The organism is Prevotella vespertina, from assembly GCF_009728485.1.
Lineage (GTDB): Bacteria > Bacteroidota > Bacteroidia > Bacteroidales > Bacteroidaceae > Prevotella > Prevotella vespertina.
The window spans coordinates 188013-212920 of sequence record NZ_VVIQ01000003.1 but is presented as its reverse complement, the minus strand read 5'-3'; the positions used below and the strand labels follow the sequence as shown (position 1 = coordinate 212920).

31 protein-coding genes are annotated in these 24908 nt (G+C 42.0%); 22 read left to right on the top strand and 9 right to left on the bottom strand.

What is annotated here, in order from left to right:
• Positions 1 to 16 precede the first annotated feature (16 nt).
• From F0475_RS04210 to F0475_RS04200, 3 genes are all read left to right on the top strand, one after another.
• Positions 17 to 313, top strand: coding sequence for a hypothetical protein (locus F0475_RS04210; RefSeq protein ID WP_155715583.1), 297 nt, complete (start codon positions 17 to 19; stop codon positions 311 to 313).
• Positions 314 to 576: 263 nt separating this feature from the next.
• A complete protein-coding gene (locus tag F0475_RS04205; RefSeq protein ID WP_155715582.1) occupies positions 577 to 1287 on the top strand; it encodes a LexA family transcriptional regulator in 711 nt (236 codons plus the stop codon).
• 43 nt (positions 1288 to 1330) lie between these two features.
• On the top strand, positions 1331 to 1741 hold the full coding sequence (locus F0475_RS04200; RefSeq protein WP_155715580.1) for a hypothetical protein: 411 nt from the start codon (positions 1331 to 1333) through the stop codon (positions 1739 to 1741).
• A 6-nt stretch (positions 1742 to 1747) separates the two neighbouring features.
• Here the strand turns inward: F0475_RS04200 and F0475_RS04195 are convergent, their stop codons facing one another.
• Positions 1748 to 1954, bottom strand: a complete 207-nt coding sequence (locus F0475_RS04195) for a hypothetical protein (RefSeq protein ID WP_155715578.1) — start codon at positions 1952 to 1954, stop codon at positions 1748 to 1750.
• A gap of 440 nt (positions 1955 to 2394) precedes the next feature.
• Positions 2395 to 2607 carry a hypothetical protein gene (locus F0475_RS04190; RefSeq protein WP_155715576.1) on the bottom strand — a complete coding sequence of 71 codons (213 nt, stop codon included), beginning with the start codon at positions 2605 to 2607 and terminating at the stop codon, positions 2395 to 2397.
• A 639-nt stretch (positions 2608 to 3246) separates the two neighbouring features.
• Between F0475_RS04190 and F0475_RS04185 the strand changes: the two genes are divergently transcribed.
• The 8 genes from F0475_RS04185 (at position 3247) to F0475_RS04150 (ending at position 10528) form a co-directional block, all read left to right on the top strand.
• Positions 3247 to 3456, top strand: coding sequence for a hypothetical protein (locus F0475_RS04185; RefSeq protein WP_155715575.1), 210 nt, complete (start codon positions 3247 to 3249; stop codon positions 3454 to 3456).
• A gap of 274 nt (positions 3457 to 3730) precedes the next feature.
• Positions 3731 to 3928 (top strand): hypothetical protein, encoded by a 198-nt coding sequence (locus tag F0475_RS04180; protein ID WP_155715573.1) that lies wholly within the window; start codon positions 3731 to 3733, stop codon positions 3926 to 3928.
• 172 nt (positions 3929 to 4100) lie between these two features.
• Entirely contained in the window at positions 4101 to 6830 is a 2730-nt protein-coding gene (locus tag F0475_RS04175; RefSeq protein ID WP_155715571.1) for a hypothetical protein, read from the top strand.
• A gap of 172 nt (positions 6831 to 7002) precedes the next feature.
• A complete protein-coding gene (locus tag F0475_RS04170; RefSeq protein WP_155715569.1) occupies positions 7003 to 7488 on the top strand; it encodes a hypothetical protein in 486 nt (161 codons plus the stop codon).
• 30 nt (positions 7489 to 7518) lie between these two features.
• Positions 7519 to 7902 (top strand): four helix bundle protein, encoded by a 384-nt coding sequence (locus F0475_RS04165; protein WP_009434792.1) that lies wholly within the window; start codon positions 7519 to 7521, stop codon positions 7900 to 7902.
• A gap of 63 nt (positions 7903 to 7965) precedes the next feature.
• Positions 7966 to 8574, top strand: a complete 609-nt coding sequence (locus F0475_RS11830) for a hypothetical protein (RefSeq protein ID WP_234422953.1) — start codon at positions 7966 to 7968, stop codon at positions 8572 to 8574.
• Positions 8571 to 9764 (top strand): reverse transcriptase domain-containing protein, encoded by a 1194-nt coding sequence (locus tag F0475_RS04155; RefSeq protein ID WP_234422952.1) that lies wholly within the window; start codon positions 8571 to 8573, stop codon positions 9762 to 9764. Before F0475_RS11830 ends, F0475_RS04155 begins: the two co-directional genes overlap by 4 nt.
• 278 nt (positions 9765 to 10042) lie before the next feature.
• Positions 10043 to 10528: an HU family DNA-binding protein gene (locus F0475_RS04150; RefSeq protein ID WP_155715565.1), complete on the top strand. Its 486-nt coding sequence runs from the start codon at positions 10043 to 10045 to the stop codon at positions 10526 to 10528.
• A gap of 111 nt (positions 10529 to 10639) precedes the next feature.
• Here the strand turns inward: F0475_RS04150 and F0475_RS04145 are convergent, their stop codons facing one another.
• The 3 genes from F0475_RS04145 to F0475_RS04135 are packed head-to-tail and all read right to left on the bottom strand — an operon-like array spanning position 10640 to position 12271.
• Positions 10640 to 11053 (bottom strand): RNA-binding S4 domain-containing protein, encoded by a 414-nt coding sequence (locus F0475_RS04145; protein WP_155715563.1) that lies wholly within the window; start codon positions 11051 to 11053, stop codon positions 10640 to 10642.
• A 20-nt stretch (positions 11054 to 11073) separates the two neighbouring features.
• On the bottom strand, positions 11074 to 11646 hold the full coding sequence (gene pth / locus F0475_RS04140; protein ID WP_155715562.1) for an aminoacyl-tRNA hydrolase: 573 nt from the start codon (positions 11644 to 11646) through the stop codon (positions 11074 to 11076).
• 19 nt (positions 11647 to 11665) lie between these two features.
• Positions 11666 to 12271, bottom strand: coding sequence for a 50S ribosomal protein L25/general stress protein Ctc (locus F0475_RS04135; RefSeq protein ID WP_155715560.1), 606 nt, complete (start codon positions 12269 to 12271; stop codon positions 11666 to 11668).
• Positions 12272 to 12534: 263 nt separating this feature from the next.
• Between F0475_RS04135 and nusB the strand changes: the two genes are divergently transcribed.
• From nusB to F0475_RS04110, 5 genes are all read left to right on the top strand, one after another.
• Positions 12535 to 13608, top strand: a complete 1074-nt coding sequence (nusB, locus tag F0475_RS04130; protein ID WP_155715558.1) for a transcription antitermination factor NusB — start codon at positions 12535 to 12537, stop codon at positions 13606 to 13608.
• A 96-nt stretch (positions 13609 to 13704) separates the two neighbouring features.
• Entirely contained in the window at positions 13705 to 14034 is a 330-nt protein-coding gene (gene yajC, locus F0475_RS04125; protein ID WP_004382476.1) for a preprotein translocase subunit YajC, read from the top strand.
• Positions 14035 to 14064: 30 nt separating this feature from the next.
• The gene (locus F0475_RS04120; protein ID WP_009434883.1) at positions 14065 to 15075 is read left to right on the top strand and encodes a CdaR family protein; all 1011 of its coding nucleotides are present in this window, start codon (positions 14065 to 14067) and stop codon (positions 15073 to 15075) included.
• Entirely contained in the window at positions 15072 to 15650 is a 579-nt protein-coding gene (gene coaE / locus F0475_RS04115; protein WP_155715556.1) for a dephospho-CoA kinase, read from the top strand. The genes F0475_RS04120 and coaE overlap by 4 nt, the downstream gene beginning before the upstream one ends.
• Positions 15651 to 15705: 55 nt before the next feature.
• Positions 15706 to 16143: a DUF5606 family protein gene (locus tag F0475_RS04110; RefSeq protein WP_004382481.1), complete on the top strand. Its 438-nt coding sequence runs from the start codon at positions 15706 to 15708 to the stop codon at positions 16141 to 16143.
• A gap of 166 nt (positions 16144 to 16309) precedes the next feature.
• On the opposite strand, the gene F0475_RS04105 is transcribed toward F0475_RS04110, so the two are convergent.
• The 3 genes from F0475_RS04105 to F0475_RS04095 form a co-directional block, all read right to left on the bottom strand.
• Entirely contained in the window at positions 16310 to 16717 is a 408-nt protein-coding gene (locus F0475_RS04105; protein ID WP_155715554.1) for an Hsp20/alpha crystallin family protein, read from the bottom strand.
• Positions 16718 to 17242: 525 nt separating this feature from the next.
• On the bottom strand, positions 17243 to 17584 hold the full coding sequence (locus F0475_RS04100; protein WP_155715553.1) for a DUF488 domain-containing protein: 342 nt from the start codon (positions 17582 to 17584) through the stop codon (positions 17243 to 17245).
• 22 nt (positions 17585 to 17606) lie between these two features.
• A complete protein-coding gene (locus F0475_RS04095) occupies positions 17607 to 18131 on the bottom strand; it encodes a hemerythrin domain-containing protein (RefSeq protein ID WP_155715551.1) in 525 nt (174 codons plus the stop codon).
• Between the two features lie 137 nt (positions 18132 to 18268).
• Here F0475_RS04095 and F0475_RS04090 point away from each other — a divergent pair, with 137 nt between their 5' ends.
• Both F0475_RS04090 and F0475_RS04085 read left to right on the top strand, forming a co-directional pair.
• On the top strand, positions 18269 to 18940 hold the full coding sequence (locus tag F0475_RS04090) for a Crp/Fnr family transcriptional regulator (protein WP_004382486.1): 672 nt from the start codon (positions 18269 to 18271) through the stop codon (positions 18938 to 18940).
• Positions 18941 to 19310: 370 nt separating this feature from the next.
• Positions 19311 to 20255, top strand: coding sequence for a calcium/sodium antiporter (locus F0475_RS04085; protein WP_155715550.1), 945 nt, complete (start codon positions 19311 to 19313; stop codon positions 20253 to 20255).
• A 46-nt stretch (positions 20256 to 20301) separates the two neighbouring features.
• On the opposite strand, the gene F0475_RS04080 is transcribed toward F0475_RS04085, so the two are convergent.
• Complete coding sequence (locus F0475_RS04080; protein WP_449421264.1) at positions 20302 to 21138, bottom strand: TlpA family protein disulfide reductase; 837 nt, start codon at positions 21136 to 21138, stop codon at positions 20302 to 20304.
• A gap of 172 nt (positions 21139 to 21310) precedes the next feature.
• On the opposite strand from F0475_RS04080, the gene F0475_RS04075 reads away from it, so the two are divergent.
• The 4 genes from F0475_RS04075 to F0475_RS04060 all read left to right on the top strand — a co-directional run bounded on the left by F0475_RS04075 (position 21311) and on the right by F0475_RS04060 (position 24870).
• Positions 21311 to 22003 carry a queuosine precursor transporter gene (locus tag F0475_RS04075; RefSeq protein WP_155715546.1) on the top strand — a complete coding sequence of 231 codons (693 nt, stop codon included), beginning with the start codon at positions 21311 to 21313 and terminating at the stop codon, positions 22001 to 22003.
• A gap of 665 nt (positions 22004 to 22668) precedes the next feature.
• On the top strand, positions 22669 to 23124 hold the full coding sequence (gene queF, locus F0475_RS04070; protein ID WP_155715544.1) for a preQ(1) synthase: 456 nt from the start codon (positions 22669 to 22671) through the stop codon (positions 23122 to 23124).
• A gap of 38 nt (positions 23125 to 23162) precedes the next feature.
• Positions 23163 to 24179 carry an endopeptidase gene (locus tag F0475_RS04065; protein ID WP_234422951.1) on the top strand — a complete coding sequence of 339 codons (1017 nt, stop codon included), beginning with the start codon at positions 23163 to 23165 and terminating at the stop codon, positions 24177 to 24179.
• A 469-nt stretch (positions 24180 to 24648) separates the two neighbouring features.
• Positions 24649 to 24870 carry a hypothetical protein gene (locus F0475_RS04060; RefSeq protein WP_155715542.1) on the top strand — a complete coding sequence of 74 codons (222 nt, stop codon included), beginning with the start codon at positions 24649 to 24651 and terminating at the stop codon, positions 24868 to 24870.
• Positions 24871 to 24908 lie beyond the last annotated feature (38 nt).

Genomic DNA, 24908 nt, shown 5'->3' with positions numbered 1-24908 from the left:
TATAAAATTAACACCCATGACCGAAGAGATAAATGTCATCTATCAGTTCTGGTTTGAACCAGAAGCTGATACCATTGAACGGGGACTCTCACTCGTTGAGACACTCGTTCAACAGTGCCACGATTTTGCCAGTTCTATCGACATCCTATGTATGACCGACCATATTGGAGTGTTTGACAAAAGGTTTCACCTTCGAATACAATTCAATGTAAATGCTCCGCAAAATAGCGTCCTCATTAAGGTGGCGGCGCTGTTCAATTTCGCCGCAGCGCATCAACTCCTTTTCCGTAACCAGTTCTGTCTTTCCAAATAAGAAAGACATTGCTGGCTTTGTTATTTTTCTGCAGCCTGCGCTCGTTACTTGTTGTAGGTTCATCTGTCGTATGCACTGACAGCATGCATCATAAACTTTCTTTGTTGCCATAAACCAGTTATTTTGGTTATTAAACATTTGCAAATAACGCCCCTTTTTTGTATCTTTGGACGCTGTTAATAAACTTAACACGCTGCAAAGATAAACACTTTGCATAAACAAAACAAATATTTAGGCAATTATTTTACGCAAAATGTTTAATTATGGAGAAAAAGGATAGACTTTTAAAGCTTATAGAACACTATTCTGACGGAAATAAGTCAGAATTTGCTCGTATGATAGGCGTATCTCCACAGGCTATTAATACATGGATTAGCCGGAATACCTTTGATATTGATATTGTTTATGCAAAATGCGTAAACGTTTCTCCTGAGTGGCTTCTCACAGGCAAGGGTCCCATGCTCAAGCCCACAATACAAGAGCCACAAGTAACAACGCAACCGAGCACGCCAACAGCAAAAGATAGACTTCCTGAGGCATTCCGATGCCTTGACCCTCTACACGCCACACAAGAGTTGATTCCTTTAGTAACGCCAAAGGTTGCTGCTGGTTTCGGGAGTGCAGACTTTGTTATAGCTAAGAGTGACGTAAAAGAATATTATGTCATTCCCAAATGGAAAAGACAACGTGTAGATTTCATGATCGAAGTAACAGGCGACTCTATGCAACCTAAATACAATGCTGGTGATATCGTTGGCTGTACTATCATACATAACTCAGGTTTCATACAATGGAATCGACCACATGTCATTGCAACACGTGAACAAGGACTACTCATCAAACGACTAATGCCAGGTACTACAGCAAACTCGCTCTCTGCAGTAAGCGAGAACACCCAATATCCTCCTTTCGATATACCCAAGGAAGAAATAACTGGTATCGCACTCGTTATAGGGCACGTAAATCTCGAGTAAGAAAAAAACAAACTATATAATTATTAACTAAACTCTATTAACAATGAAAGATTTCAATTTTAGTCTTCTCAAAAATGAAATTGGTACGCAGAACAATGACATGAAGGGTATTGCTGCAATTGACGGACACATGAATGATTTTTTGTGGAGAATGTGTAAAGATAATGGTATTGACCTTCACGGGTGGTTTCTGCTGGGTCTTGAGTTCTCGGATGGAGAAACAATAGGAGAGTACCCACTAACAGTTTCGGCATATCTGGTCGAAAGAGCTTCAGACCACGAACCTTATGAGCAAGTTGCCGAAAGATTAGGGAACACGGAAAAGGTCGAGGTACACAAAAAGTCATTTGACATCACTTATCAAGATCTTGGAAAATACATTAAGCGTTTAAATATTGGTGTATTGAGTGATATATCAAGTAATATCCAAGACGCTGTTTTTATAGATGATTAATTCCAACTATTGAAGAAGAGCCTCTGCTTCAGCAACAACTGCCTCAAGTAGGCACATATTATCATCAAGAGCATCTGCGCATTTCTCGTGTGGATGCTCTTTCAGACATTCTACAGCATAATTGCGCATTGCTCTCAATCTACATAATGTCTGTTCTTTACCCATTAACGACTCCCATTTATTAATCAATTCTGCAACATTTTTATATTTCATATTACCCTCCTTATGCGACACACGCACATTTTTTAATGATTTTACACCGCAAATATAGCTAAAAAGCCCGATAAATAGGGTGTTCTACGAAATTATTTTTATTCGTCACATGGTATTATACCCCCTGTTTTGTGGAATAAAGGGGGGGGTAAAACGGCAAAAAACGGCATCAATCCGCCTTTTTTTGTCCTTATTAGGGGGGTGAATGTGGTCAAAAACATATAAAAAGTGTCACCCCTAATGTCACCCCTCTTTACACATTTCGTTTTACACTGTCACCCCTATCGTCACCCCTAATGTCACTCCAAAGCCATTTTTTACCTTAAAAACACACCTTTACAACCCCATAAAATAAAGAAAACAGCTTTCAACCGTTCAAAAACGTATTGAAAGCCGTTCAACTATCGTTCAATCAGCGTTTTAGCTGTTCATACATACCCTTATTTTGTCACCTTTGAGCGTATAAGCTCACCAGCCCTGATACAAGCCTTTTTGTTCAGAACAACCCCTCCCTTACTCAATCCTACACGCTCCAGCGAACTTTGCTTAATACCTATCTCCTCAGCCGTCAAAACGCTGTAAATTGCAGGAATAGAACCAAAGTAATAATTCTTCCTTCCATTCATCAATTGTACGTGTATTACCTTTGTCATAGTTATCTCTTTTTGTTTGCAAATATACAAAATAGTTATTATATACGATATATTAAACATGTAATTATTTAATAACAAAGCAAAATAAAAGGCGAGCCCAAATAAGCTCACCCACATTGTATCACGATAAAACAACCTCTCCCACAGCCATTCTTTCCGTCTCTGTCGCCCTCTATACTCCTCACACAATAAAACACCCATTCTTACGCTAAAATCGCCCCAAATCGCCTCCTTTCCGGCCCCATGTAACATTATCTCCTCAAACACTGTTCAAACATCCCTCGAATGTAACACAAATGTAACACGATTGTAACATTTCGTTTTGCGCTCCATTCACCCTCAATTATCCTGTAACTCTCTGATATACAAACAATCTAACAACATTTACCCAATTATTATATTTACACATTTCGTTTTACCCCCCTTAATCCTTTGACTCCACCTTTATTATATATAGTAAACACTTGATAAACGCCCTATCCATTAGCCAGCAAATCCCCTGCAAACAGTACTATTTACTCCCCTCTCCATTCGGAGAGGGGGCGGGGGTGAGTTTTTTTCTTCTTTTCCTTGCTCCTTTAATTTATTCTTCTTACCTTTGCGCCCAGTTAAACGAAAATTAACTTGCAATAACGCATAATGAGAGTAACAAAGCAGCTTATTTCAACCACTAATGCTTACGCCTTATATAATAAAGGTGTAAGTCGTGTTGTTGTGCCTGTTGCTTGCAATGCGAACAAGTCTATAGAGGTGCTGAAGAAAGAAAATAAAGAAAAGATGTTAAATTATTTGGTAGTTCCAAATAATTGTGTACTCTCTCTCTCTCTCTCTCTCTCAATAGTATTATAACTCTTTCTTTCTTAGTCGTTTACGTGCTTATGCAATGCGTGGCACGTTATAGCGTATCGACAAAGGGCTTGCTGTATTTGCCCTTTGCCGATTTTGTTTTATTAATCGTTTTTTTCTCATATACTCTGATTGGAACCATGTTGACACGCATGGGCAAGGTGCCGTTTGCGTCCTTGCCCATGCAATTCAATGTGGTTACCAACTATTCCCTAAATAGTGCTAATGTTGTGAACTAACACGTAACTTTTATTAATTAACTAATTTCATTAAGCTTATGAAGAAAATTAGAAAGACGGTGCGACAACTTTATGTTTGTCCTACAATCGATGTCGTCAGAGTGGCCTCCGAGGGCAGTCTCCTTGCCGGTAGTCCTCTCGTTCGTCCTGGTGGCGGTGGTACTCCTCCTGGTGGCATCAAAGTCATTGACCCAACAGAAGAAAATGGTGGCGATGATGATAATCTAGAAGGTTAACGAGTTTACAAGTTAACAAGTTACTTGTCCAAGAATCCAAACAAACAGTATTAACTCCTCATTCCTATAGTCTTATCTTATGACGATCTAACCTTTAGGATTAACATACTATCTACTCCCCTCTCCACTCGGAGAGGGGTTGGGAGTGAGGCTTTTTTTCTTTTATTAATTAATGAACAAACTATTCTTTTACGCCTGCTCGGCACTCTTAGCCAGCGGCGCAGCGTTGACGGCCGTATCTTGTGCCGACGACGATTTGGATAACGGCGGAACGAACGGCAATGGTGCTGTTGTCCGTTTTAGTGTAAACGATGTGCAGGAGGGAGCTATCTCTCGTGGAGTTGTGACACGCGGTGCCATCACTCCCGGCTTGGGTAGCAGCGATCTTGCCGGCGGTAAGCTCACAGCTCATAGCAATCGCAACATTGATGTGTGCTTGATTGAAACCACTGTTGAGGGTGTCAACCCTGTTAAGGCAGATGCCCACACACGTGCCGAAATCATCAAGACTTCTACCCTTGGCGACTTCTCCGCCTCTGGTATTCGTGGCACCTCGGCATCAACCATCCTCACCAATCCAGAGTGGTTCCACGCTAAGAAAACCAAGAGTAATGGTGAACTCTATTCACCCATCTATTGGGCATTCTCACAACCCTTTGCTCGCTTCTTTGCTGTCTCTCCTAACACAGAGAGCTACTCAAAGATGACCATTAACAACACTGCTGCCAGCGGTAGTCCAAGCGTAGAATTTGAAGTCAATCCTGATGTAAAGAAAGAGGTCGACCTAATGACCGCCTGCTCTGGCGATGTACAGTATGCCACAAAGAACGTGCAACCAGTCACCAGTCTTGACTTCCGTCACGCCCTTACAGGTATTCGCTTTGCCGTTGGTCAAAACCTCTCTTGGAACAAAACCATCGATAAGGTGGAGTTACGAAACGTATTGCTGAAGAGCAAGTATTTGCTCTCAAAGCAATTCAATGGTACAGGGGCAGCATGGGATCACACAGGCTATAGCACGCGTGGTAACGCCGTCCTCTCTGGTGTCAGCGTGAGCACAAGTGCCAACCCTAACACTACCATCATGGGTAATGCGGGTGATAACTTCACGTTCTATATGATTCCGCAGCAGCTCACAGGTCTTGTTACTGCATACGTGCATTGCACCGACGGTACAACTATCACCGTACCATTGAAGGGTGAATGGAAAGCCGGAACCACCCGTACTTACAAGCTAAGCCAGACCAGCTCTACTTGGAATTACACGATTACAGCAACCGATCCAAGTGCTGCTGCTTACGATGCAACAACGACGGATAATTACGGCATCACAAGTTATCGTACTGCTCCTGACGGTACACAGCAGGCTGTGGCTTGGAAGGTCGTTGGTTATGATGCCAATGGCGATGGAACTTTCTCTATGGCGGAGAAACCAGCATGGCTCACCAGTCTTAGCAAGACCGAGGGTGATGGTGGTACTGCTGCTGACCAAGGCACAGCTACATTGACCAAAGACGTTACCGACCTACTTGCTAAGCGTAACAAGGAACTCAAGGATGCAACCGCCTTAGGTTCTGCTTCTGCTCCTTACGACCTTTCTACCAAGGGTGGTAGTGTAAATCGTAGCACAGCCAACTCTTACGTTATCTCAGCTCCTGGTCATTATCGCATCCCGCTCGTTTATGGTAATGCCATTGAGAACGGTGCTACTAATGCGAACTCTTACATCAGTCATGCGCCTACGGGTACTCCTAACGAGCCATACGTTTTGCGTAATTTTAAGGATCATGCAGGTGCTAACATCACTGACCCTTGGATCGAGAAGACCAATGGAGGTGCCAATAGTGGTGTCAATGGTGCTGAAGTAGTCTGGGCAGATGCTGCCGACCTCGTTCATTCTCCTTCTATCGTGCATGTTGGTGGCAATGCTTTCCTCGACTTCGAGGTTAAGGCAAGCGATATCCAGAGCGGTAATGCCGTTGTTGCTGTTACCAAAGGTAGTGGTGCTTCAAAAACAGTTCTTTGGTCATGGCATTTGTGGTTTGCTCCTAAGGATGTGCTCGATAAGATAAAGGTAACCAATCATCAAAACAAGGACTATTACTTCACTAAAGAAACCTTAGGTTGGAAGCCAACCCAGTGGAGTGGTTCTACATACGACAAAGCTCGTACTGTCAAAGTCAAGGTTGTGCAGACCATTAAGAATGGTGGAGTAGCACAAGAGACAGTCATCAATATTACCCAGAACCCAGGTAATGTAAAGAAGGGTGCTACCACACTTTACCAGTTCGGTCGTAAGGATGCCTTCCCTGGGGTTGCTACAAGTGATCTAAAGGCTGGTAGTATCACCGAGAATGCTGGTGACAACATGACTATTGTGAACAATATTCAGAATCCAGATAAGTTCTATATTTATGGTTCATCGTTGTGGACAAATTATGGTTATTACAATCTTTGGTCAGCCGACAACACTGTTACTGGTGGTTATAATCAGGGTAATGACAATCCTGTCGTTAAGACTGTCTACGATCCTTGTCCTGTAGGTTTCAAGATGCCAGCCAACAATGCATTTACAGGGTTTACCACAACGGGTCAGAATTCAACGTCTCAATCAGAGATGAATGTTGACGGTACAGACGACTGGCAGCAGTGGACAAATAATTTTGGTCATAACTTCTGGACCAATAGCAGTAAGACTGCTACTATCAACTTCCCTGCTTCGGGCTTACGCAACTTCAATGATGGTTCGCTCAACTTCGTCGGCAACTACGGTTATTATTGGTCGGCGGTTCCGAACAGCACGGACGGTGGGTGCAGCCTGTACTTCAACTCGGGCATCGTGAACCCGCTGGTCAACGGCCCTCGTTCCTATGGGTTCTCGGTTCGGGCTGTCTCAGAATAATTCGATTGATTTGATTCATTTGATTTATTGCCGGCGGGCTCGCCCCGCCCGCCGGCAAAAGAAACCGGCGAAGCCGGTCGATGAAAATTTCTGTTTTTTATCCTTGCCTCCCTCGTGAGGAGGCGAGGATAAACATAAAAAAAGATTTTTAAATAAAAAGATGGTAACGACAATGAGTATAAAAGAGATTGTTGAAGCAGAGAAAAGCAATACGAGCAAGATTTATCTTTATCGTGAGGGTTTGTTTTTTCGTGCTTATGAGGTTTCGGCATTTGCCCTGTGCAGTTTTGTGCATCCTTTTAAGGTTATTAAGCGTCAGCTGAAGGTGCTTAATGGTGATGAGGTAGTCTATGTTGGCTTCCCTGCTTCGTCAGAAGAAAAATATTTGAGTGGTCGGAATATCATAGAGTCGGATGACGCTCACAAAGTGATAGGTTTAGTAGAGCCCATTGATTTGAATGCTTTTGCAGAGTGGAAGCAGGGGGTTGAGCTAAAGGAGTCGGCACCAGCGAGCTGCTCTCTACCTGAAGTTATGGGGCACTGTGAAGGGAATGGTGTTTTGGAGAAGCTGCGAGCGTTTAATCTTGCTAACAGTACGCCTATGCAGTGCATGATGTTTATAGCGCAGCTGCAAGAGATTTTAAAAGGATTGAAGTAAGGACCGATTTTTGAAGAAAAGGAGAAGCCCATGGCACAGTACGATAATTTGCCAGTGTTTAAGGCTATCTATGACTTACTGTTGGAGGTTTATCAGCGTACGCGCAATGTCCCTCGTGATTTGCGTTATACACTGGTTCAGGACTTGAAGAATGAACTTCTGGACTTGATGGTGCTTGTTTATCAAGCGAATGGTCAACGTGAGAAAGAGCCTCTTTTACGGAAGAGCCTTGAGGTGTTTATGTATGTACGGCTACGCATACGCCTGTTGAAAGACATGCATCACTTGAGCATACCGCAGTTTGCACAACTCTGCCTAAAGACGGAGAGCATCTCAAAACAACTGACGGCATGGCATAAGTACAGTCAAAAGGTTGCAAACGAAGAGGGCAAAGACACTGAAACGAAGGTGTGAACAGAGAGGAAGGAGAATGAACTACGAATATCGCTAATTATACGAATAAGCAAGATGAAAGCAATGAAACAAACTATAATCACAACCTACAAAAAGATATACGCAGGGCACACAGACTTGATCATGTGCTTTGTGCTGATAATACTTGTCTTATTCTCGTCTGCTCTCCCTGCTCAGGCTACGCCAGAATGTCAGCGATTACGGTCGCAGGCAGCGTGCATTAGTAAATTCAGTAACCCACCAGTACACGTAAATGGTGCGCAAATGCCCCGTGGCAATGCGTCGTGGCTGGTTATGGTATTCCAATCTGTTGGGTGGTTATCAGTCTTTGCTTCGCATTTCCTTTATGGGCTTGCAAACAGGGGCTGTTCCCATGCTTCATTTAATGAGTGGTTACTACACTTCCCTGCTTCGGGCTTACGCAACAACAATGATGGTTCGCTCAACAACGTCGGCAACAACGGTTATTATTGGTCGGCGGTTCCGAACAACACGAACAATGGTTGCAACCTGAACTTCAACTCGGGCAACGTGAACCCGCTGAACAACAACACTCGTACCTATGGGTTCGCGGTTCGGGCTGTCTCAGAATTTACCGCCTGGCATGTGGACGAGTTGACGAGAAAGTCAGCTATCATCATTTATTATCATCCATTACTCCTCAATCAATGAATCTATTGAACGATATATTTGCAGCCTACTATGATGCTCGGCGGAATAAGCGGAACACAGAGAGCCAAATGAAGTTTGAGATGAATCTTGAACATAACCTCATGCAACTCTACGACGAACTACGTTTACGTTCTTATCGTCCCTCACCTTGCATCTGCTTTATCACGTTTGATCCTGTACAACGAGAGATATTTGCCTCGTCGTTTAAGGATCGTGTGGTGCATCATTTATTGTTCAACTACATTGCACCACTGTTTGAAACAACGTTTATACACGATAGTTACTCGTGCCGTGTGGGGAAAGGGACTTTGATGGGTGTGGAACGGTTTGAACACCACCTGCGTAGCTGCACGCAGAACTATACTCGATCAGCTTACGTGCTGAAACTTGACATACAAGGGTATTTTATGAGTATTCCGAAACGTGAACTGCGGGAGTTGTTGCGCAAAGAGATGGATAAGAAGCCGCAATGGAACAAGATGATTGACCGTGGGCTGGTTGATTTCCTAATTGACTGCATTCTGCTGCGCGACCCTACGAGTGATGTGCGCATTGTTGGGGGCGAGGAGGATTGGGAGGGATTGCCACCCTCAAAGAGTCTCTTCCGTTCGACAAAAGGTACAGGGCTACCCATTGGCGACCTCACGTCACAGCTATTTAGTAACATTTATCTGAATCAGCTTGACCAGTTTGCTAAACGTCAGCTACACTTAAAGCATTATGGACGATATGTTGACGATTTTTATGTTATAGATACTGACCATCGTAAGCTGGCGAGATTGATAGGGCTGTTTCGTGATTATCTGCATGATGAGTTACACCTTACGTTGCACCCAAAGAAGATTAGCTTGCAACACTGCTCAAAGGGTATGACATTCCTTGGTGCATACGTGATGCCTTACAGGCGTTATCCTCGTTGGCGGACGATAAGGAAGTTTCGTTTTCGGATGGGGCAGATAGAACAGCTCTGCAGCCGTGAGAAGGCTCTGAATCGTCGACAGGTGTTGTTCTTACGGAGCGTGATTAACTCTTATTGTGGTTATCTAGGGCACTTTAAATCATTTCTGCTTCGGAAAGTAGCTGTTGACCGCCACGCGTTTTATCGGTACTTCTTTTTCTTTGGAGGGTTTTATGTGGCAGGGTTGAAATCTGTAGGAGTTGTAATGGATGAAGTTGTCTCCATTCTTTGAGGTTACTGAGTTTATCCCTATGGAAAGTAATTAAAAGGAGAAAAATGTAAAGAAAAATCCGCAAATTGTGCGGAGCTTATAAATCTAATTATTAACTTGCTGCAAGCTGTGAAAATCGGCAGTTTGACGAAAGTACATATTGTGGGGCACAAAAGTACATTTCGTGGGGCACGAAAGTATATATTGTCAGCCACGAAAGTATATGGCGTAAAACACGGGTGTACGACTCGTTATGATGACTGATAAAAACAGTGTTGCAGCGTAAAAATCTTTTACCTATGGCATTCTATAAGAAAGCTCAAATGAAGGTGAACGGCAAATGGTATCCTAAGTCCGTTCTAGTGGTAAGTCCGGCAACAACCGAACAAGTAGCAAAACGAATCGCAGCCGAATCGACGGTTAGCCCTGCCGATGTGCGGGCGGTACTGACAGCCTTGGGTGGTGTACTGGGTGACTTCATGGCACAGGGTCGCTCGGTGAAGCTCGATGGGGTCGGTTCGTTTTATTTCACAGCCGTGACAACGAAAAACGGTGTCGATAAGCCTGAAGATGTAAATGCCACGTTGATTCGTGGTATTCGTGTCCGCTTCTTGCCCGAAACCCGTTATCGTGGTGCTGGCAAAGGTCGTGTTTCCACCCGTGGCTTGGCGGATGTTGATATTGAGTGGGAAGAGTGGAAAGGGGAGGATAAAAAAAGCCTCACCCCCGCCCCCTCTCCGAATGGAGAGGGGAGTGAAGATCACCCTGGACCACAAGCAGGGTAGGAAGCCTCCCCAAGCCCCTCCAAAGGAGGGGATGTGCCTAACGGAAGCTAGTTAGGATAGGCTGGTGAAATGCCACAAAGTAGGGACAGACGATGGCGTCTGTCCCTATTGTTACTCGTCCTCCTCATCATCATCGAAGCCGAACATTGAAGGATCGATGAAGGCATCTATCTGTCGACGGTCTTTCTTAGTGGGGCGACCAGTACCTCGCGCTCTGTCAACGAAACCACTGATACGACTCATCTCAAGTAGTTCGTATTGCTTTGCCTCGGTGACATTCTCATATACTTCGGGGATAAGTTTTGCTCCAACGCGCTGTTCGATGGTTTTAAGAACCTTAAACGAATAGGTGATAGGAGGCTTCTTTACGCTTACAACTTCACCCACTTTGATAGTGTGAGAAGGCTTTACGTTTACGCCCTTAATCGTCACACGACCATTCTTACAGGCGTCTGCTGCAATGGAGCGAGTTTTAAAGATGCGTGCAGCCCAGAGCCATTTATCTATTCTTGCAACGTCGTTCATGTCATCTTTTAGTAGTTGTGTTACTTCTTACCGAGTTTGTTAAATTGATTCATGGTGATATCTAAGCCTGCTAAAACAAAACTCTTGATGATATCTACACCTAAATCAATCGCAGGTTGAAGGACTTTCATATCATCTTCTGAATAATGCCCAAGTACCCAGTCTATTTGACCTCCACGTGGGTAATCGTTGCCAACACCCATGCGTAATCGTGCATAATTTTGTCCGATGAGTTGTTGAATATGCCCCAAGCCATTGTGCCCACCATTTGATCCATTCCCTTTTAAGCGAAAAGCACCTAATGGTAAAGCGACATCGTCGGAAATAACGAGTAGTCGACTTTGGTCAATATTCTCCTTATTCAGCCAATAACGAACAGCATTCCCTGATAGATTCATGAATGTTGTAGGCTTGAGAAGGATGATTTTCCGCCCTTTAATAGTAGTTTCTGCTATGAAGCCATAGCGTTTGTCCTCAAAAACAATATTGGACGCTTTAGCGAAAGCGTCCAATACCATAAATCCTGTGTTGTGCCTAGTTCCCTCGTATTCATGACCTGGGTTGCCTAGTCCACAAATTAAATACTTATCCAATTGTCGTATCTTGTTAAGATTACTCAGCCTCAGCTGCAGCAGCTGCAGCAGCAGCCTGGATAGAGTTACGTGTAGCCTTGATTGAGCAAACTACAACTTCCTTTGGAGTTATTAATTCGAGACCTTCGAAGCTTAATTCACCAACCTTAATACTCTTACCGAGGTTAAGATGAGTAACGTTGATGTCGAGGTGCTCTGGAATCTGCTGATAAGGAGCCTTAACATTGATCTTACGAATAGACATGTTCATACGTCCACCATCACGTACACCCTGTGCTAAACCAACGAGCTTAACTGGTACGCCCATAACGATAGGCTTCTGGTCGTTTACTTCATAGAAGTCTACGTGAAGCAAAGCATCTGTTACTGGATGGAACTGGAGTTCCTTAAGAACAGCTGTGTGTCTCTCGCCGTCAATAACCAACTCTACAACATAGATGTGTGGAGTGTAAACCAACTTGCGGAGTTCTGCCATTGAAGCAGTGAATGACAATGCCAATGGCTTGCCGTCTTTCTGTGCCTCACCATAAAGGTTACAAGGAACTAAACCTTCCTTACGAAGTTGCTTTGAAGCTTTCTTTCCAAGGTCTGTACGCTTCTGACCTGCTACTTTAATTTCTTTCATAACTTTGTGTTACTCTAAATTAATATGAACGTTAATTCGCCATCACACACTGAGAAATATGGAGAACGAAGTCTTTATAGAACTTTTAATACCTCTTTCTCAATTTGCAGAAAGCGCTGCAAAGTTACCTCTTTTCGCTGGACTACACAAGTATTGTCTTAAAAAACATAGAAAAAGAAAGTTTTGTTTGCATGTGCAAAGGAATTTTCCTATATTTGCAACGTTAAAGAATTCAATAGAAACACAATCTTTTAGAATAGACAATGATCAATAGGGAATTAATTAGAATTAAGATTGTCCAGTTAACCTATGCATACTATCAGAACGGTAACAGGAATATGGACAATGCAGAGAAAGAATTGCTTTTCAGTTTAGCAAAAGCGTATGATCTCTACAATTACCTCTTGGCTTTAATTGTATCTATCACGCAAGAGGAGCGCCATCGCGTGGAGATAAATGCTAATCGTGCTACACGTGAAGGAACAGAGGCTCCTTCTCAGCGCTTTGCTTATAATAAGTTTGCGGTACAGCTAGAGGAGAATAAGCAACTCAATAGTTTCATGGAAACTCAGAAACATCGTTGGGAGGATGATATGGAGATTGTACGTAAACTTTGTGATCAGATAGAGCAGAGTACAATCTACCAAGAGTATATGGTGAACGAAGAGGATTCGTATGATGTAGATCGTGAGGTTTGGCGTAAAATCTATCGTACTTTGATACAAGAGAACGCAGACTTAGATGCAGTTCTAGAGGAGAAGAGTCTTTATTGGAATGATGATAAAGAGATTGTTGATACCTTTGTTCTTAAAACGATTAAGCGTTTTGACCCAGAAAATAAGGCAGATCAAGAACTCTTGAAGGAATATAGAGAAGAGGATGATCGTGAGTTCGCTATTAAGCTATTCCGTTCTACTATTCTTAATGCTGATGAATATCAACGTTATATGAGTGAGTCTAGTCGTAACTGGGACTTCTCTCGTCTGGCTTATATGGATGTTGTTATCATGCAAATAGCTATTGCGGAGATGTTGACATTCCCTAATATTCCAGCGACAGTGACCATCAATGAGTATGTTGACTTAGCTAAGTTGTATAGCACTCCACGAAGTGGCGGATACATTAATGGAATGCTTGATGCTATTGCACGCCATCTTATTCAGACGGGTAAGATGATGAAGGTAATGCCAGAACCACGTCCTCGTCGTGCCTATGTAGATAATCAGCGGAACAATGCTCCCCGTCGAGAGGGACGTCGCCCAACGATTGCGCAGACATCGGCTCAGCGCATTGCTAGTCGCACGCAGCCTGATGCTCCACAAGAGAATATTGAATAATCAATTTGTTTTATGTATGGAGTTCTTCTTCGGAAAAGTAAGCTTCATGTAGACAAACATTTTTTAATAGTACAATAAAAGTAATAAATAGATAAAATGAATACAGCTATGTTTTTAGCCGCACAACCTACCCAAGGTGGTGGTGGTTGGCAGATGATAGTTATGATGGTAGTAATCTTTGCCATCATGTGGTTCTTAATGATTCGCCCACAACAGAAGAAACAGAAAGAAATTCGTGCTTTCCAGAATGCATTGAAAGCAGGTGACACTGTTGTTACTGGTGGTGGTATCTACGGTACAGTCAAGAAGATTGATTTGGCAACTAATAAGGTTGACATAGAGATTGCACACAATGTTGTTATCACCGTAGATAAAGGTTACGTCTTTGCTAGCGTACAGGCTTCACAACAGGGGCAGTCAAAGTAAAAACGATCTCATAAAGGAGTAATTTATTTGATGAAGATAGGCAAATCGCTGCATACACTCAATCTCTTCAGAAGCTTCTTGTCGATAATCATCAACAAGGAGTTTCTGATTTTTTTGTTCTTCCTTGTATTAAGTGGTGGATTTTGGCTTATTATGACGCTAAATGAAACCTATGAGCGGGAGTTTAGCATACCACTTCGTATGGCAGACGTCCCTCGTAATGTTGTTATTACGAGTGATCCTGATTCTGTTGTTCGTTTTACGGTTCGCGATAAAGGCTATATGATAGCTGCTTATGGTGCAGAGGATGCTTTCCGCCCCATTTATGCAGACTATAGGCTCTATACTGATGGGCACAGCCGGGGCGATATTTCTGTCGCAGATCTTCAAAAACAAATTTATCTTCAGTTGGCTAAAAGCTCGAAGATAACCTCGGTCAAAGGTGGAAAACTCTCGTTTTCATTCAATTTCGGACAACATAAGAAGGTTCCTGTGCATTTATTAGGAACGGTAGTGCCAGGTAAGAATTATTATCTAGCACACGTCGACTTTGTTCCCGATAGTGTACAGGTTTATGCCGCTAGGAATGTATTGGACAGTATTCAAACGGTCTATACAAAACGTCAGTATATTACCAATTTTACCGACGTGAAGGAGATGACGATTGATCTTCGGAAGTTCACGAATGCGAAGTGCATACCATCGAAAGTGAAGATGAAACTCTACCCTGATGTCCTTACGGAAGAAAGCGTTGAAGTACCAATAGAGGCTATCAACATGCCAGAAGACAAGGTAATGCGTACATTCCCAAGTAAGGTAAAGGTTCGCTTTGTCGTTGGTGCATATCGTATGCGTAGTATGCCGAAGAATGCAGAGACAAAGGAATTACTGCCCGTAGACTTCCGCATTGTCGTTAATTATAAGGATATAGAATCTACTCATTCGGACAAATGCCGCTTATATATCCTCAATACTCCTAATGGTGTTCGAAATGTTCGTCCGTCAGTCAATACTGTTGATTATTTAATTGAGCAGCGATGATTATTGCAATAACAGGTGGTATTGGTAGTGGTAAGTCCTATGTGTGCCAAATATTAGCTATGCGTGGTATAAAGGTATACGATTGTGATGCCCATGCTAAGCTACTCATGCGCACTTCGATTCAGTTGCAAAAGAATCTAAAGCTGTTAGTTGGCGAGCATGTATATAAAGAAGGTATATTGCAGAAAGCTGTTCTTGCCGATTATCTCCTTCGTGATGATGCCCATGTACAAGCTGTTAATAATATCATTCATCCTGCCGTTGCACGTGATTTCGAACAATCAGGAATGTCGTGGATAGAGAGTGCCATTCTCTTTGATAGTCGTTTCTACGAGCGCACACATATAGATAAGGTGGTATGTGTCACTGCTCCGATAGAAGTGCGCATACAACGTGTTATGCAAAGGGATGTTATCAGCAGAGAGAAAACTCTCGATTGGATAAACCGACAATTACCGCAAGAAGAAGTCTTGAAGCGTAGTGATTATGAAATTATCAATGATGGAATACAATCATTAGACCAGCAGATAGACTCCCTGCTCACACAACTATCTTCCACAGAGAACCATTCCTAAGAATAAAGAGAGTTATTAATTCAGAATAATTTAACAATAAACAATTTATAAGAAAATGTTACAGACAATTCTTTCAATTGCAGGCAAACCAGGACTCTATAAGTTGGTTAGCCGTGGTAAATCGAATCTTATCGTTGAATCACTCGATGAGACGCACAAGCGTCAACCAGCTTTTGCTACCGACAGAGTAACCAGTCTTGCTGATATTGCAATGTTCACTGATAGCGAGGATGTGCCATTGGGCGAAATATTGACTAAGTTGCGTGATAAAGAGAATGGCAAAGTTGCTTCCCTTAATTGGCGTAAGGCATCTGCAAAGGAGCTACAGGCTTACTTTGGAGAGGTGCTTCCTAACTTCGATCGTGACCGCGTTCACAACAGCGATATCAAGAAACTTCTTCAGTGGTACGAGATCCTTGTAAAGGCAGGAGAAACCAACTTTGAAGAGGATATGAAGCCTACTGAGGGTGATAACATCGATGACAGAAAGTAATTGAAATCATATAAAACGCTTAGAGCAACTAAGTGTTAGAATACGAAAAAGCCCCGAGTACAAGCGTACTTGGGGCTTTTAACATCACAATTTATTCAATTCAGTATAATCCTTCTTTCATCAATAACTAGACAACTAGACTTTTACCTCAAAGTCTCTCAAATCTTTAGTCTACAGCAATCTGCCTTGCAACCTTCTGCTCTTGAACCTGAATCTTAGGCAAAACAACCGTCAACACACCATTATTAACACGTGCTGCGATATGCTCCTTTTGTACATCATCTGGCAAGATCAGTGTCTGCTCATACTTGCTGTAAGCAAACTCACGACGCAAGTAATGACCTTTCTTCTCTTGCTCCTCGGCTTTCTTCTCCATCTTAATGGTTAAGTCACCATCACTATTGATGTTTACATCGAAATCCTCCTTGCTTAGTCCTGGTGCTGCAAGCTCCACTGTATATTCCTTTTCAGACTCCAGTACGTTGATAGCTGGTGCTGTTGCATTTGTCTTAGGCATATTTGCTGTATTCAAAAAGTCATTGAAAACTTCTGGTAACCATGAATTTCTATACATATCTTTCATCTCCTTTACTTTATGTTATTATTATCGTTTTTGTACTGACCATAATGCAAGGAGCATACCAAGGGATTATGTGTGACAAGATGACTGCATATACTGACATTATGGCTTGAAAGTATATATTCTTTTCTATTTTGTAATGTGAATCTCTTTTAATGGAGGTCTTTTAACCTTGAGATACAACTAAATATGAGTGAAGCTAATCTATTTTTATAATATATGGGTGTTCTATTCCTATGTGAGAAAGGTATTCTCCTTTCTTGCAACTATTACTTCAGTTTCATATAAATGTTGGTAAACCAAGTTAGTTTGTAATTTATTCTGTAGGCTTACAAACTATGTTTTTGTAGTGGAATAAATGCTATCTTCATAAGAAATCATAATCTAGAAACATGAAGTAAAGAGGGAGCTATGTGCTTTCCTTTAATACGTTAAATGTTAAGATACTGCTTTATTCACTATTAGGATAGTGTATAAAGCAACGCAGGAGCAGACAATAATATCTGTTCCTGTGTTTATTTATTTCGTTTCGAGTAGTTCTTGCAGGACGATGGCGTTGTTATGTTGCTCGTCATGTGCTGCATAAAGTAGTGTTGCATTAGGATGTTCTTGGATAGCTTGATGTAACTCCTCCAATGCGCCAGATGCTTGTAACTCTGCTTTGTAACGCTCGGTAAACTCGTTGAAACGCTCTGGGTCATGCCCGAACCACTTACGTAATTCATTGCTCGGAGCAACCTCTTTCAGCCAAAGGTCAATCTTCGCTTTCTCTTTACTAATACCTCTTGGCCACAATCGGTCTACGAGTATTCGATAACCATCGGTTTCTTCTGCCGGCAAATAAACACGTTTTAGTTTCATAATCTAGTTCTCCATTTAAACCTTATTCTATAGCTAATGCTCTCGGGAATATCACTTCGTTTTCCACATAGATATGTTCCAAGAGATAATTGCGGAACTGTTTTAAGTCTGCTAAAGCCTTTACATATTCAGGTTCTGCACCTTCTGGGGCTGTGTAGTTATTAGTCAGTTCTGCAATGCGATCGTGTCGTTCAATCTCATCACTATGGTCAGCCATCATTGCATTGATAGGGAATTGGATGGAACCACAGTGGAATGGAGCGTGCTCCTGACCCAATTCTGCTGCATTGAAAAGCTCTAGGATGAAAGGATAGAGTACGTTCTCTTCTTTCTGGCAATGCAAGTCTAAGTCTGCAATACTATTACGGAAATGATCTACAACACGATCTAATTCGGGGTGATTAGCTGCTAATTGGTTCAGTCTCTCTAATAGTTCATTACCATATTTACGTGTGTTACGATGATGAAACTTCAATACGTAATCAACAAGTAAGTCTAGATCCCATGTCTCGAAAGGGATATTTGTTTTGAATTGTGCCTGTGACATATCTTTAAATTGTTATCTTGTTCTTGCTTGCAAAAGTATCAAAAATAACGGAAGAAAGGGAGTAACAAATGTGACCATATCGGGTTAAAGCACGTTAAAAGTATAGGATTACAAGTATTCTTTGTATCTTTGCAGGCATGGAAAGTAATGTTATGAAAGCTCTTCGTGCCTGTCCGCTCTTTGCAGGGATGAGTGATATTGAGATAGAAATAACGCTGGGGAACGTTCCACATCAGCTGGTTTCTCTACCTCCGCATGATGTTTATGCATTGGCAGGAATGCCTTGTCGATCAGTAGATATTGTGGTGAGTGGTGTGTTGATATGCCGTATGGCAGCCCTGTCGGGTAAGCAAGTAGAGGTGAGCCGACTGCGAAGTGGCAATCTTGTTGCACCTGCATTTATCTTCTCTAAAGACCGAAGTCTACCCGTTAGTGTCGAGACTGATGGTCGTGTGGAATTGTTTCGTATGAAGCCCGATAGCCTGAAGTCACTTATTGATAATGATGATGCTATCCGCATGAATTTCATTCGTATCCTTTCTAATATAGATGTTTTCCTTACGCAAAAGATGAAGATTCTTAGTCTCTTTACCGTCCGTGAGAAGGTAGCCTACCTACTTTTAGAGCGTGCAGGAGAGCAGGGTAGTAATGAGATACACCTTGAGCGCTCACGTCAAGAGATTGCTGATTCATTCGGAATACAGAAGTTCTCTCTTCTGCGTGTGCTTTCCGATTTGGAGAAAGAGGGTGCTATCGAGATTAAGGGTAAGATTATTAAGATCCTTAATCGACGTGGGCTTGCTGGCTAAAGAGCATATATAGAACTTCCTCCAGCTCCTCTCAAGGAGGGGGAGTACCTAAAGGGAAATATAAGGAGACGCTTTTCTCTAATTGAGAAGGGCGTTTCCTTGTTGTAAGGAAAGGCTCTCTTCATGTCAAGAAGAGCGTCTCTTCATTTGTGCTACCTTTGTTCTTGGCTAACAAGGCATAGCCTTGTTACACATAGACCTTAGTCTCTTTCATATTGTGAAGAGGGGCAACTTGGAAGCAAATAATGGATGAAATGAGGGCTATTTATCAAATAACTGCATTGTAAGTAGCCCATAATTGATGCAGAACTAACATTTTGGCATATAGCTTTTTATTTGTATCTTTGCCCGCCAAAAGAGTAAGAAGTATATGATACTAAATGTTTTATTTATCCTCGTGGGCATTGTGCTCGTTTTATGGGGAGCCGACCGACTGACTGACGGGGCTGTAGCAGTGGCTGAGAAAATGAAGATGCCACAGATTGTGATAGGGTTAACAATAGTTGCGATGGGCACAAGTATGCCTGAGTTTTGTGTGAGTCTTGTGTCTGCACTCAAAGGTACTACCGACTTGGCTGTAGGTAACATCGTTGGTTCGAACATCTTTAATACGCTGTTGATAGTTGGTGTCTCCGCGTGGGTAGCACCTATGACTATCTTGAAGTCAACCGTTCGGAAGGATATACCTTTTGCGTTATTTGCCTCAGTTGTATTACTAATAATGTGTCTTGATGGTAATATTAGTAGGTTGGATGCAGGCATCCTCTTTGTGCTATTCCTTGTCTTTATGTATGTCACCTTGAAGGGTGCTAAGACGAAAGAAGATGATACCACAGCTAAGACAGAGCCCATTGAAGATAAGAAAAAACCTATGGCAGCATGGCTTTCTATCGTATGGATAATCGTTGGATTAGCTTGTTTGATAGGGGGCAGTAACCTTTTTGTGGAAGGAGCAACGAAGGTGGCAGAGCATATCGGTGTGTCGGAAGCAGTCATCGGACTAACCATTGTGGCTGGAGGAACCTCCCTACCAGAGTTAGCAACAAGTGTTGTTTCTGCGCGCAAAGGTAATAGTGGCATTGCTATTGGCAATGTCTTAGGCTCGAATGTGTTTAATATTCTAGCAATCTTGGGCGTTACAGGTGTAATAACTCCTATGCACTTGCAAGGTATAACAATGTTAGACCTCTCAATGATGGTAGTCTCAACGCTGTTAGTATGGCTTTTCTCCTTCACGAAGTATAAGATTGCAAGGTGGGAAGGAGTAGTCCTTACAATAGTGTTTATCGGTTATATGGTCGTGTTGTGTTATTAAATAAAGTGTGTCAAATAGCGCAGCTATCTGACACACTTTATATATATTACTTCAATAACTTTGCTAATTCTGTCTGCAAAGCTTCACCTCTTAGATCCATTGCAATGATTTTGCCGTCCTTATCGAGCAGTATGTTTGAAGGAATAGAACGAATGCCATAAACCTTACCAGCAGCAGACTGCCAGCCTTTCAGGTCAGACATCTGAGGCCAAGTCATACCGAGCTTCTCAACAGCAGATGACCATTTGAGTTTGTTGTCATCGAAACTAACACCAATAATCTCTAGTCCCTTGTCCTTATATCTCTTATAAGCCTCCACAACGTTAGGCATCTCCTTGCGGCAAGGCGCACACCAGCTAGCCCAGAAGTCAACGAACACATACTTACCCTTACCTGCCCAATCGCTTAGCTTCATTTGCTTACCATTGAGGTCGGTCATTACCAACTCCTTATACATAGAGCCTGGTTCGCGTAGCTTATACATCTCATATAAATCTTTGGCTTTCTTCATCTCTGGCGCATTGTAATAGCCCGTTGATGGGTCACATAGCCTCTTCAAGTCTGCATATTCTAGTCCGTCAGCCACCTCCGCAATATATTTTGCAGGGAAAGTAGTAGTCTTGAACTTATCAGCAATCTCTAGAACAGTAGCCAACTGAACACTATCTAGTGAGTCAGCCTTTGCCATGATTTCTCCAATCTTAGCCTTGTCTGCATCAGTAAATGTAGATGGATCCTTCTGTTTGAGGACTTCAAATTCAGCTTTCAACTTATTATATTCAGTCTCAATCTGCGACATCTTACTCTCGTATGGCTTTGTATCTTGCGCACTAGCAGCAAGTGTTGTAGCAGCCAACATGGTCATTAAAATGATTTTCTTCATATCTTTCATTTGGTTTATATTATGGTTACAAAAGTAATGAAAATATGCTTATCTCCACGTGTATTTAGCTTTTTTTTAGGGCTTATTATGGTAGTTCAGATAAAAAGCGTACCTTTGCAGCCGCTTAATTGAATAGGGGTACTTGCTCAACCCCCTTTAACAAAACAAGACAATGATAAAAAGTAGACAACAAGTGAGTGTGCTGTTTATGCTTTTCAGCATCCTCTTTTGCGTTTGCCTTATTGCGGCAAACACGCTCGAGACAAAGCAAATCTCTGTGTTAGGTATCTCATTGACGGGTGGACTCATCGTCTTCCCCATCTCTTACATCATCAACGACTGTGTTTGTGAGGTATGGGGGTTCCAAAAAGCACGTCTGTTAATATGGACAGGTTTTGCAATGAACTTCTTCTTCGTATCTATGGGGGCTTTATGTGATTGGATTCCTGGTGCTCCTTATTGGACTAACGAAGCAGGGTTTCATGCTATCTTTGGTCTTGCTCCACGTGTGGCAGCAGCCTCTTTCGTAGCTTTCATCGTAGGTTCATTCGCTAATGCCTACGTAATGAGTAAGATGAAGCTACGTGATGGAGGTCGTCATTTCTCATGGCGTGCCATCTTGAGTACCATTGCAGGTGAGAGCCTTGACTCTCTTATCTTCTTCCCATTGGCGTTGGGTGGCGTTGTTCCAACTCCAGAATTGCCAAAACTAATGCTCTGGCAGGTAGTCTTAAAGACGCTTTACGAGGTAATAGCTTTGCCTATCACCATCCGTGTAGTGAAGGCTTTAAAGGCGCATGAAGGGGAAGATGTCTATGACAATGGTGTGAATTACAGTATTTGGAAGATATTTTCTTTGCAGTAGCACACAAGGGAATAAACAATTAAAAGGGGATGTGCCAATCGGTTGGCACATCCCCTTTCTCGATGTAAGTAAGGCTTGAGTAGTAGTATCTCATGGATGCAAATCTTCTGTAAGTTCTGATAGTGTACCTAATATTGTCTCAAAGCAGGGATAGTGTTGTGAGGCAAAATAAGAAGACAAACATCGGTAAATATCTAATCTAATGCAGAGCAACTTTATGCGAGTGAGCTTACTATGAGTAAGGTTGCACAACAAACCAGAACCCCGCTTGCTATTCGGATTGGTCAATATCGATTCCTATTAGTTGTGCGTTTGCGCTCCTTGTCTAATACAGTTTCACTCAGTTTCTTCCTTGTATCTTCTTCTTTTCTCATGTGTTTTACGTCTTTATCTCCCGTACCTTTTATTTGTCTCATCACGATGAAACTTGTGTTTCATCATGATGAAACGAGTGTCTCTTCATGATGAAACAAACTTTTTATACGTTTGTAAAAGATGCAGAGCACGTGAGAAATGATTCGCAGACGTGGAGTAAATAATAATGGAACGGGTGGGAGAGGACCTCGAAGCCTATAAGATGTTGGTTAGAGAGGTAATATATGGGGATGGTGTTTGCAATTTACTAACAATGTATTACCTTTGCAAGTAAAACAATAGAAACGATTATGGAAAGAAACGAAGAGGGCTTGCAGTCGTTAGGTTCTGCAACCCAATACAGAATGGATTATGCGCCAGAGGTGTTGGAGACGTTTATGAACAAGCATCTAGAGAATGACTATTGGGTGCGTTTCAACTGTCCTGAGTTCACGAGTCTGTGCCCTATTACGGGACAACCCGATTTTGCAGAGATACGTATCTCATACGTCCCTGACGAGCGAATGGTTGAGAGTAAGAGTCTTAAACTCTATCTTTTTAGCTTCCGTAATCATGGTGATTTCCATGAAGATTGTGTGAATATTATTATGAAGGACCTCATTAAGCTCATGGATCCTAAGTACATCGAGGTGACAGGCATCTTCACTCCACGTGGGGGAATCAGTATCTATCCATACGCTAATTATGGTCGTAAGGGTACGAAATACGAGCAGTTAGCCGAGCAACGGTTCATCACGCACGAATAAGGGAGCACGTTCCTTATCCATAACAAATACTGATTGTTATGACAACTAAGCGGATTGTATATTCCATCTTCTGGGTTCACATCCTACTAAGTTTCTGTTGGTGGGCATTACATATATGTCTACCAGCAGATTTGCGGATGGAACCCTTATTCGATACCTTATTATACTATGGCATGCTTGGCACACTTCCTATATGGTTTTATCCTATAGGGAAAGTAATCCGAAAGAGCTTTAACTATAATGAGATATTGGGTGTGTTGGTCATCATCCTTATGAGTGTTATCGTTCTCGTCTGTGGTGTTGTTGGTTTGTTTGCGTTCTCTATTGATGGACCGAAGGCGGTATGGTATAAGGATAAGACTCATATCATTACAGATGGTTATGCGTCACAGGTGTGTTCGTTCTTCGTGTGCGATAGGGGAGTAATAGTAGATAAGGTGAAGTCTCAAGGGTTCACTGGGGATTCACCGATAATCCCTGATTCTGCACAATGGAAGTTCTATGATCAATGGGGAGCGCTGATTGCATGGTCGGATAATAAGCTTGATGAAGGTCGAGGTATGAAGGCTTATAGCCTTTTTGTTACTGACTCCTTATTATATAAGCGGCATCAGAAGGAAGTCCTAAACCTACGTAAGTCGTATCTAATGAAGGAACGAAACTATGTTCTCAATGGTCATTTATCGTGTTACGGAAGGTCTCTTCCAAACTATGAGTTCGAATATAACACACGGACACGGATGATGAGTGTAGACGGGGGCGGGTTTGATTCTAAGAATGAAGTTAGTTTTAAGTTATCCCAGGAGGCGAATGATAGTATTGTTGCTTTCATTCACCAGCATCCAGAGGAATATATAAGTTATAACGAAGACGTTGAACATTATGGTCAAGGAGATGTATGTGTATGGCTTAATGTAAATAGGCGTACAGTCTTTGACTGTGATAATAGCGACTTTGCACACATGCCAGCTCCTTTCCAGAATATCATTCGCCTATTTGCAAATAAGCATGTACGGGGACGTGACTTGTTGCAAGTTGTGGACAAAGCAAAGTGATTTACCTAAAATAAAAGCTCTCTATAACACACGATAAATCCCTGATTTAGTTTTGTTTTTATTGGCTGTCATATTTAATGTTTGCACTAACTCGTGGGTTTACAATGCTTTTTTAATGGAAAAGCAATGATAAGAATGACAGCAAACTTGATTTCTCTTAGTTTTAACTTGTCCTTTAAATGGAAAGTAATGCCCCCGTTTCTTTTATTATAGAGAAATAAGTATAATTGTGCTTTTGCTTTTTAAAAATTTATATTTACCTTTGCAAGCAATAAACTTAAGAGAACGATTAGTTTAACAAGAGAACGAATATACCACTTGTGAGATGGCTCTGTCATTCAAGAGAATGAATATAACAGAGAAAAGAGTCGCCATAGAAGTTTTATGTTCGTTATTGGTAGACCACGAAGAAATCAAAAGTATAACTTTAAAATAACTCATTTATCCCAAAAACAATTTATATTACAGAATGAAGAAGAAAGTAACAAGAGGTCTAAGAAGTGTCTATACACGGCCTCAAACGAGAAGTTTAGTTGTTGATGTTGTGCCAATTTTGGCAGGTTCTCCACCCACGCAAGAGCATCCGACAGTCACTGGCGACCATCAAGATGCAAATAATGAAGATGGACCTCAGCCTGTTAGTGGTTCCTCTAATGGGGCAAAATCTGCCATTATGTGGGGAAATGAATAGTGAGTAATTCTAAATGATGATACAACTAAAGGTCTTAA

What these genes read in the sequence shown, in the direction of transcription:
- F0475_RS04085 (WP_155715550.1), top strand. Translation starts at nt 19,311, where the DNA reads ATGATACTAAATGTTTTATTTATCCTCGTGGGCATTGTGCTCGTTTTA.
- F0475_RS04205 (WP_155715582.1), top strand. Translation starts at nt 577, where the DNA reads ATGGAGAAAAAGGATAGACTTTTAAAGCTTATAGAACACTATTCTGAC.
- yajC (WP_004382476.1), top strand. Translation starts at nt 13,705, where the DNA reads ATGAATACAGCTATGTTTTTAGCCGCACAACCTACCCAAGGTGGTGGT.
- F0475_RS04110 (WP_004382481.1), top strand. Translation starts at nt 15,706, where the DNA reads ATGTTACAGACAATTCTTTCAATTGCAGGCAAACCAGGACTCTATAAG.
- F0475_RS04080 (WP_449421264.1), bottom strand. Translation starts at nt 21,138, where the DNA reads ATGAAGAAAATCATTTTAATGACCATGTTGGCTGCTACAACACTTGCT.
- F0475_RS04105 (WP_155715554.1), bottom strand. Translation starts at nt 16,717, where the DNA reads ATGTATAGAAATTCATGGTTACCAGAAGTTTTCAATGACTTTTTGAAT.
- F0475_RS04200 (WP_155715580.1), top strand. Translation starts at nt 1,331, where the DNA reads ATGAAAGATTTCAATTTTAGTCTTCTCAAAAATGAAATTGGTACGCAG.
- F0475_RS04120 (WP_009434883.1), top strand. Translation starts at nt 14,065, where the DNA reads ATGAAGATAGGCAAATCGCTGCATACACTCAATCTCTTCAGAAGCTTC.
- F0475_RS04155 (WP_234422952.1), top strand. Translation starts at nt 8,571, where the DNA reads ATGAATCTATTGAACGATATATTTGCAGCCTACTATGATGCTCGGCGG.
- F0475_RS04165 (WP_009434792.1), top strand. Translation starts at nt 7,519, where the DNA reads ATGGCACAGTACGATAATTTGCCAGTGTTTAAGGCTATCTATGACTTA.
- F0475_RS04195 (WP_155715578.1), bottom strand. Translation starts at nt 1,954, where the DNA reads ATGAAATATAAAAATGTTGCAGAATTGATTAATAAATGGGAGTCGTTA.
- F0475_RS04135 (WP_155715560.1), bottom strand. Translation starts at nt 12,271, where the DNA reads ATGAAAGAAATTAAAGTAGCAGGTCAGAAGCGTACAGACCTTGGAAAG.
- F0475_RS04060 (WP_155715542.1), top strand. Translation starts at nt 24,649, where the DNA reads ATGAAGAAGAAAGTAACAAGAGGTCTAAGAAGTGTCTATACACGGCCT.
- nusB (WP_155715558.1), top strand. Translation starts at nt 12,535, where the DNA reads ATGATCAATAGGGAATTAATTAGAATTAAGATTGTCCAGTTAACCTAT.
- F0475_RS04150 (WP_155715565.1), top strand. Translation starts at nt 10,043, where the DNA reads ATGGCATTCTATAAGAAAGCTCAAATGAAGGTGAACGGCAAATGGTAT.
- F0475_RS04180 (WP_155715573.1), top strand. Translation starts at nt 3,731, where the DNA reads ATGAAGAAAATTAGAAAGACGGTGCGACAACTTTATGTTTGTCCTACA.
- F0475_RS04185 (WP_155715575.1), top strand. Translation starts at nt 3,247, where the DNA reads ATGAGAGTAACAAAGCAGCTTATTTCAACCACTAATGCTTACGCCTTA.
- F0475_RS04170 (WP_155715569.1), top strand. Translation starts at nt 7,003, where the DNA reads ATGAGTATAAAAGAGATTGTTGAAGCAGAGAAAAGCAATACGAGCAAG.
- F0475_RS04075 (WP_155715546.1), top strand. Translation starts at nt 21,311, where the DNA reads ATGATAAAAAGTAGACAACAAGTGAGTGTGCTGTTTATGCTTTTCAGC.
- queF (WP_155715544.1), top strand. Translation starts at nt 22,669, where the DNA reads ATGGAAAGAAACGAAGAGGGCTTGCAGTCGTTAGGTTCTGCAACCCAA.
- F0475_RS04065 (WP_234422951.1), top strand. Translation starts at nt 23,163, where the DNA reads ATGACAACTAAGCGGATTGTATATTCCATCTTCTGGGTTCACATCCTA.
- F0475_RS04145 (WP_155715563.1), bottom strand. Translation starts at nt 11,053, where the DNA reads ATGAACGACGTTGCAAGAATAGATAAATGGCTCTGGGCTGCACGCATC.
- F0475_RS04090 (WP_004382486.1), top strand. Translation starts at nt 18,269, where the DNA reads ATGGAAAGTAATGTTATGAAAGCTCTTCGTGCCTGTCCGCTCTTTGCA.
- F0475_RS04175 (WP_155715571.1), top strand. Translation starts at nt 4,101, where the DNA reads ATGAACAAACTATTCTTTTACGCCTGCTCGGCACTCTTAGCCAGCGGC.
- F0475_RS04095 (WP_155715551.1), bottom strand. Translation starts at nt 18,131, where the DNA reads ATGTCACAGGCACAATTCAAAACAAATATCCCTTTCGAGACATGGGAT.
- F0475_RS04190 (WP_155715576.1), bottom strand. Translation starts at nt 2,607, where the DNA reads ATGACAAAGGTAATACACGTACAATTGATGAATGGAAGGAAGAATTAT.
- F0475_RS04100 (WP_155715553.1), bottom strand. Translation starts at nt 17,584, where the DNA reads ATGAAACTAAAACGTGTTTATTTGCCGGCAGAAGAAACCGATGGTTAT.
- F0475_RS04210 (WP_155715583.1), top strand. Translation starts at nt 17, where the DNA reads ATGACCGAAGAGATAAATGTCATCTATCAGTTCTGGTTTGAACCAGAA.
- F0475_RS11830 (WP_234422953.1), top strand. Translation starts at nt 7,966, where the DNA reads ATGAAACAAACTATAATCACAACCTACAAAAAGATATACGCAGGGCAC.
- coaE (WP_155715556.1), top strand. Translation starts at nt 15,072, where the DNA reads ATGATTATTGCAATAACAGGTGGTATTGGTAGTGGTAAGTCCTATGTG.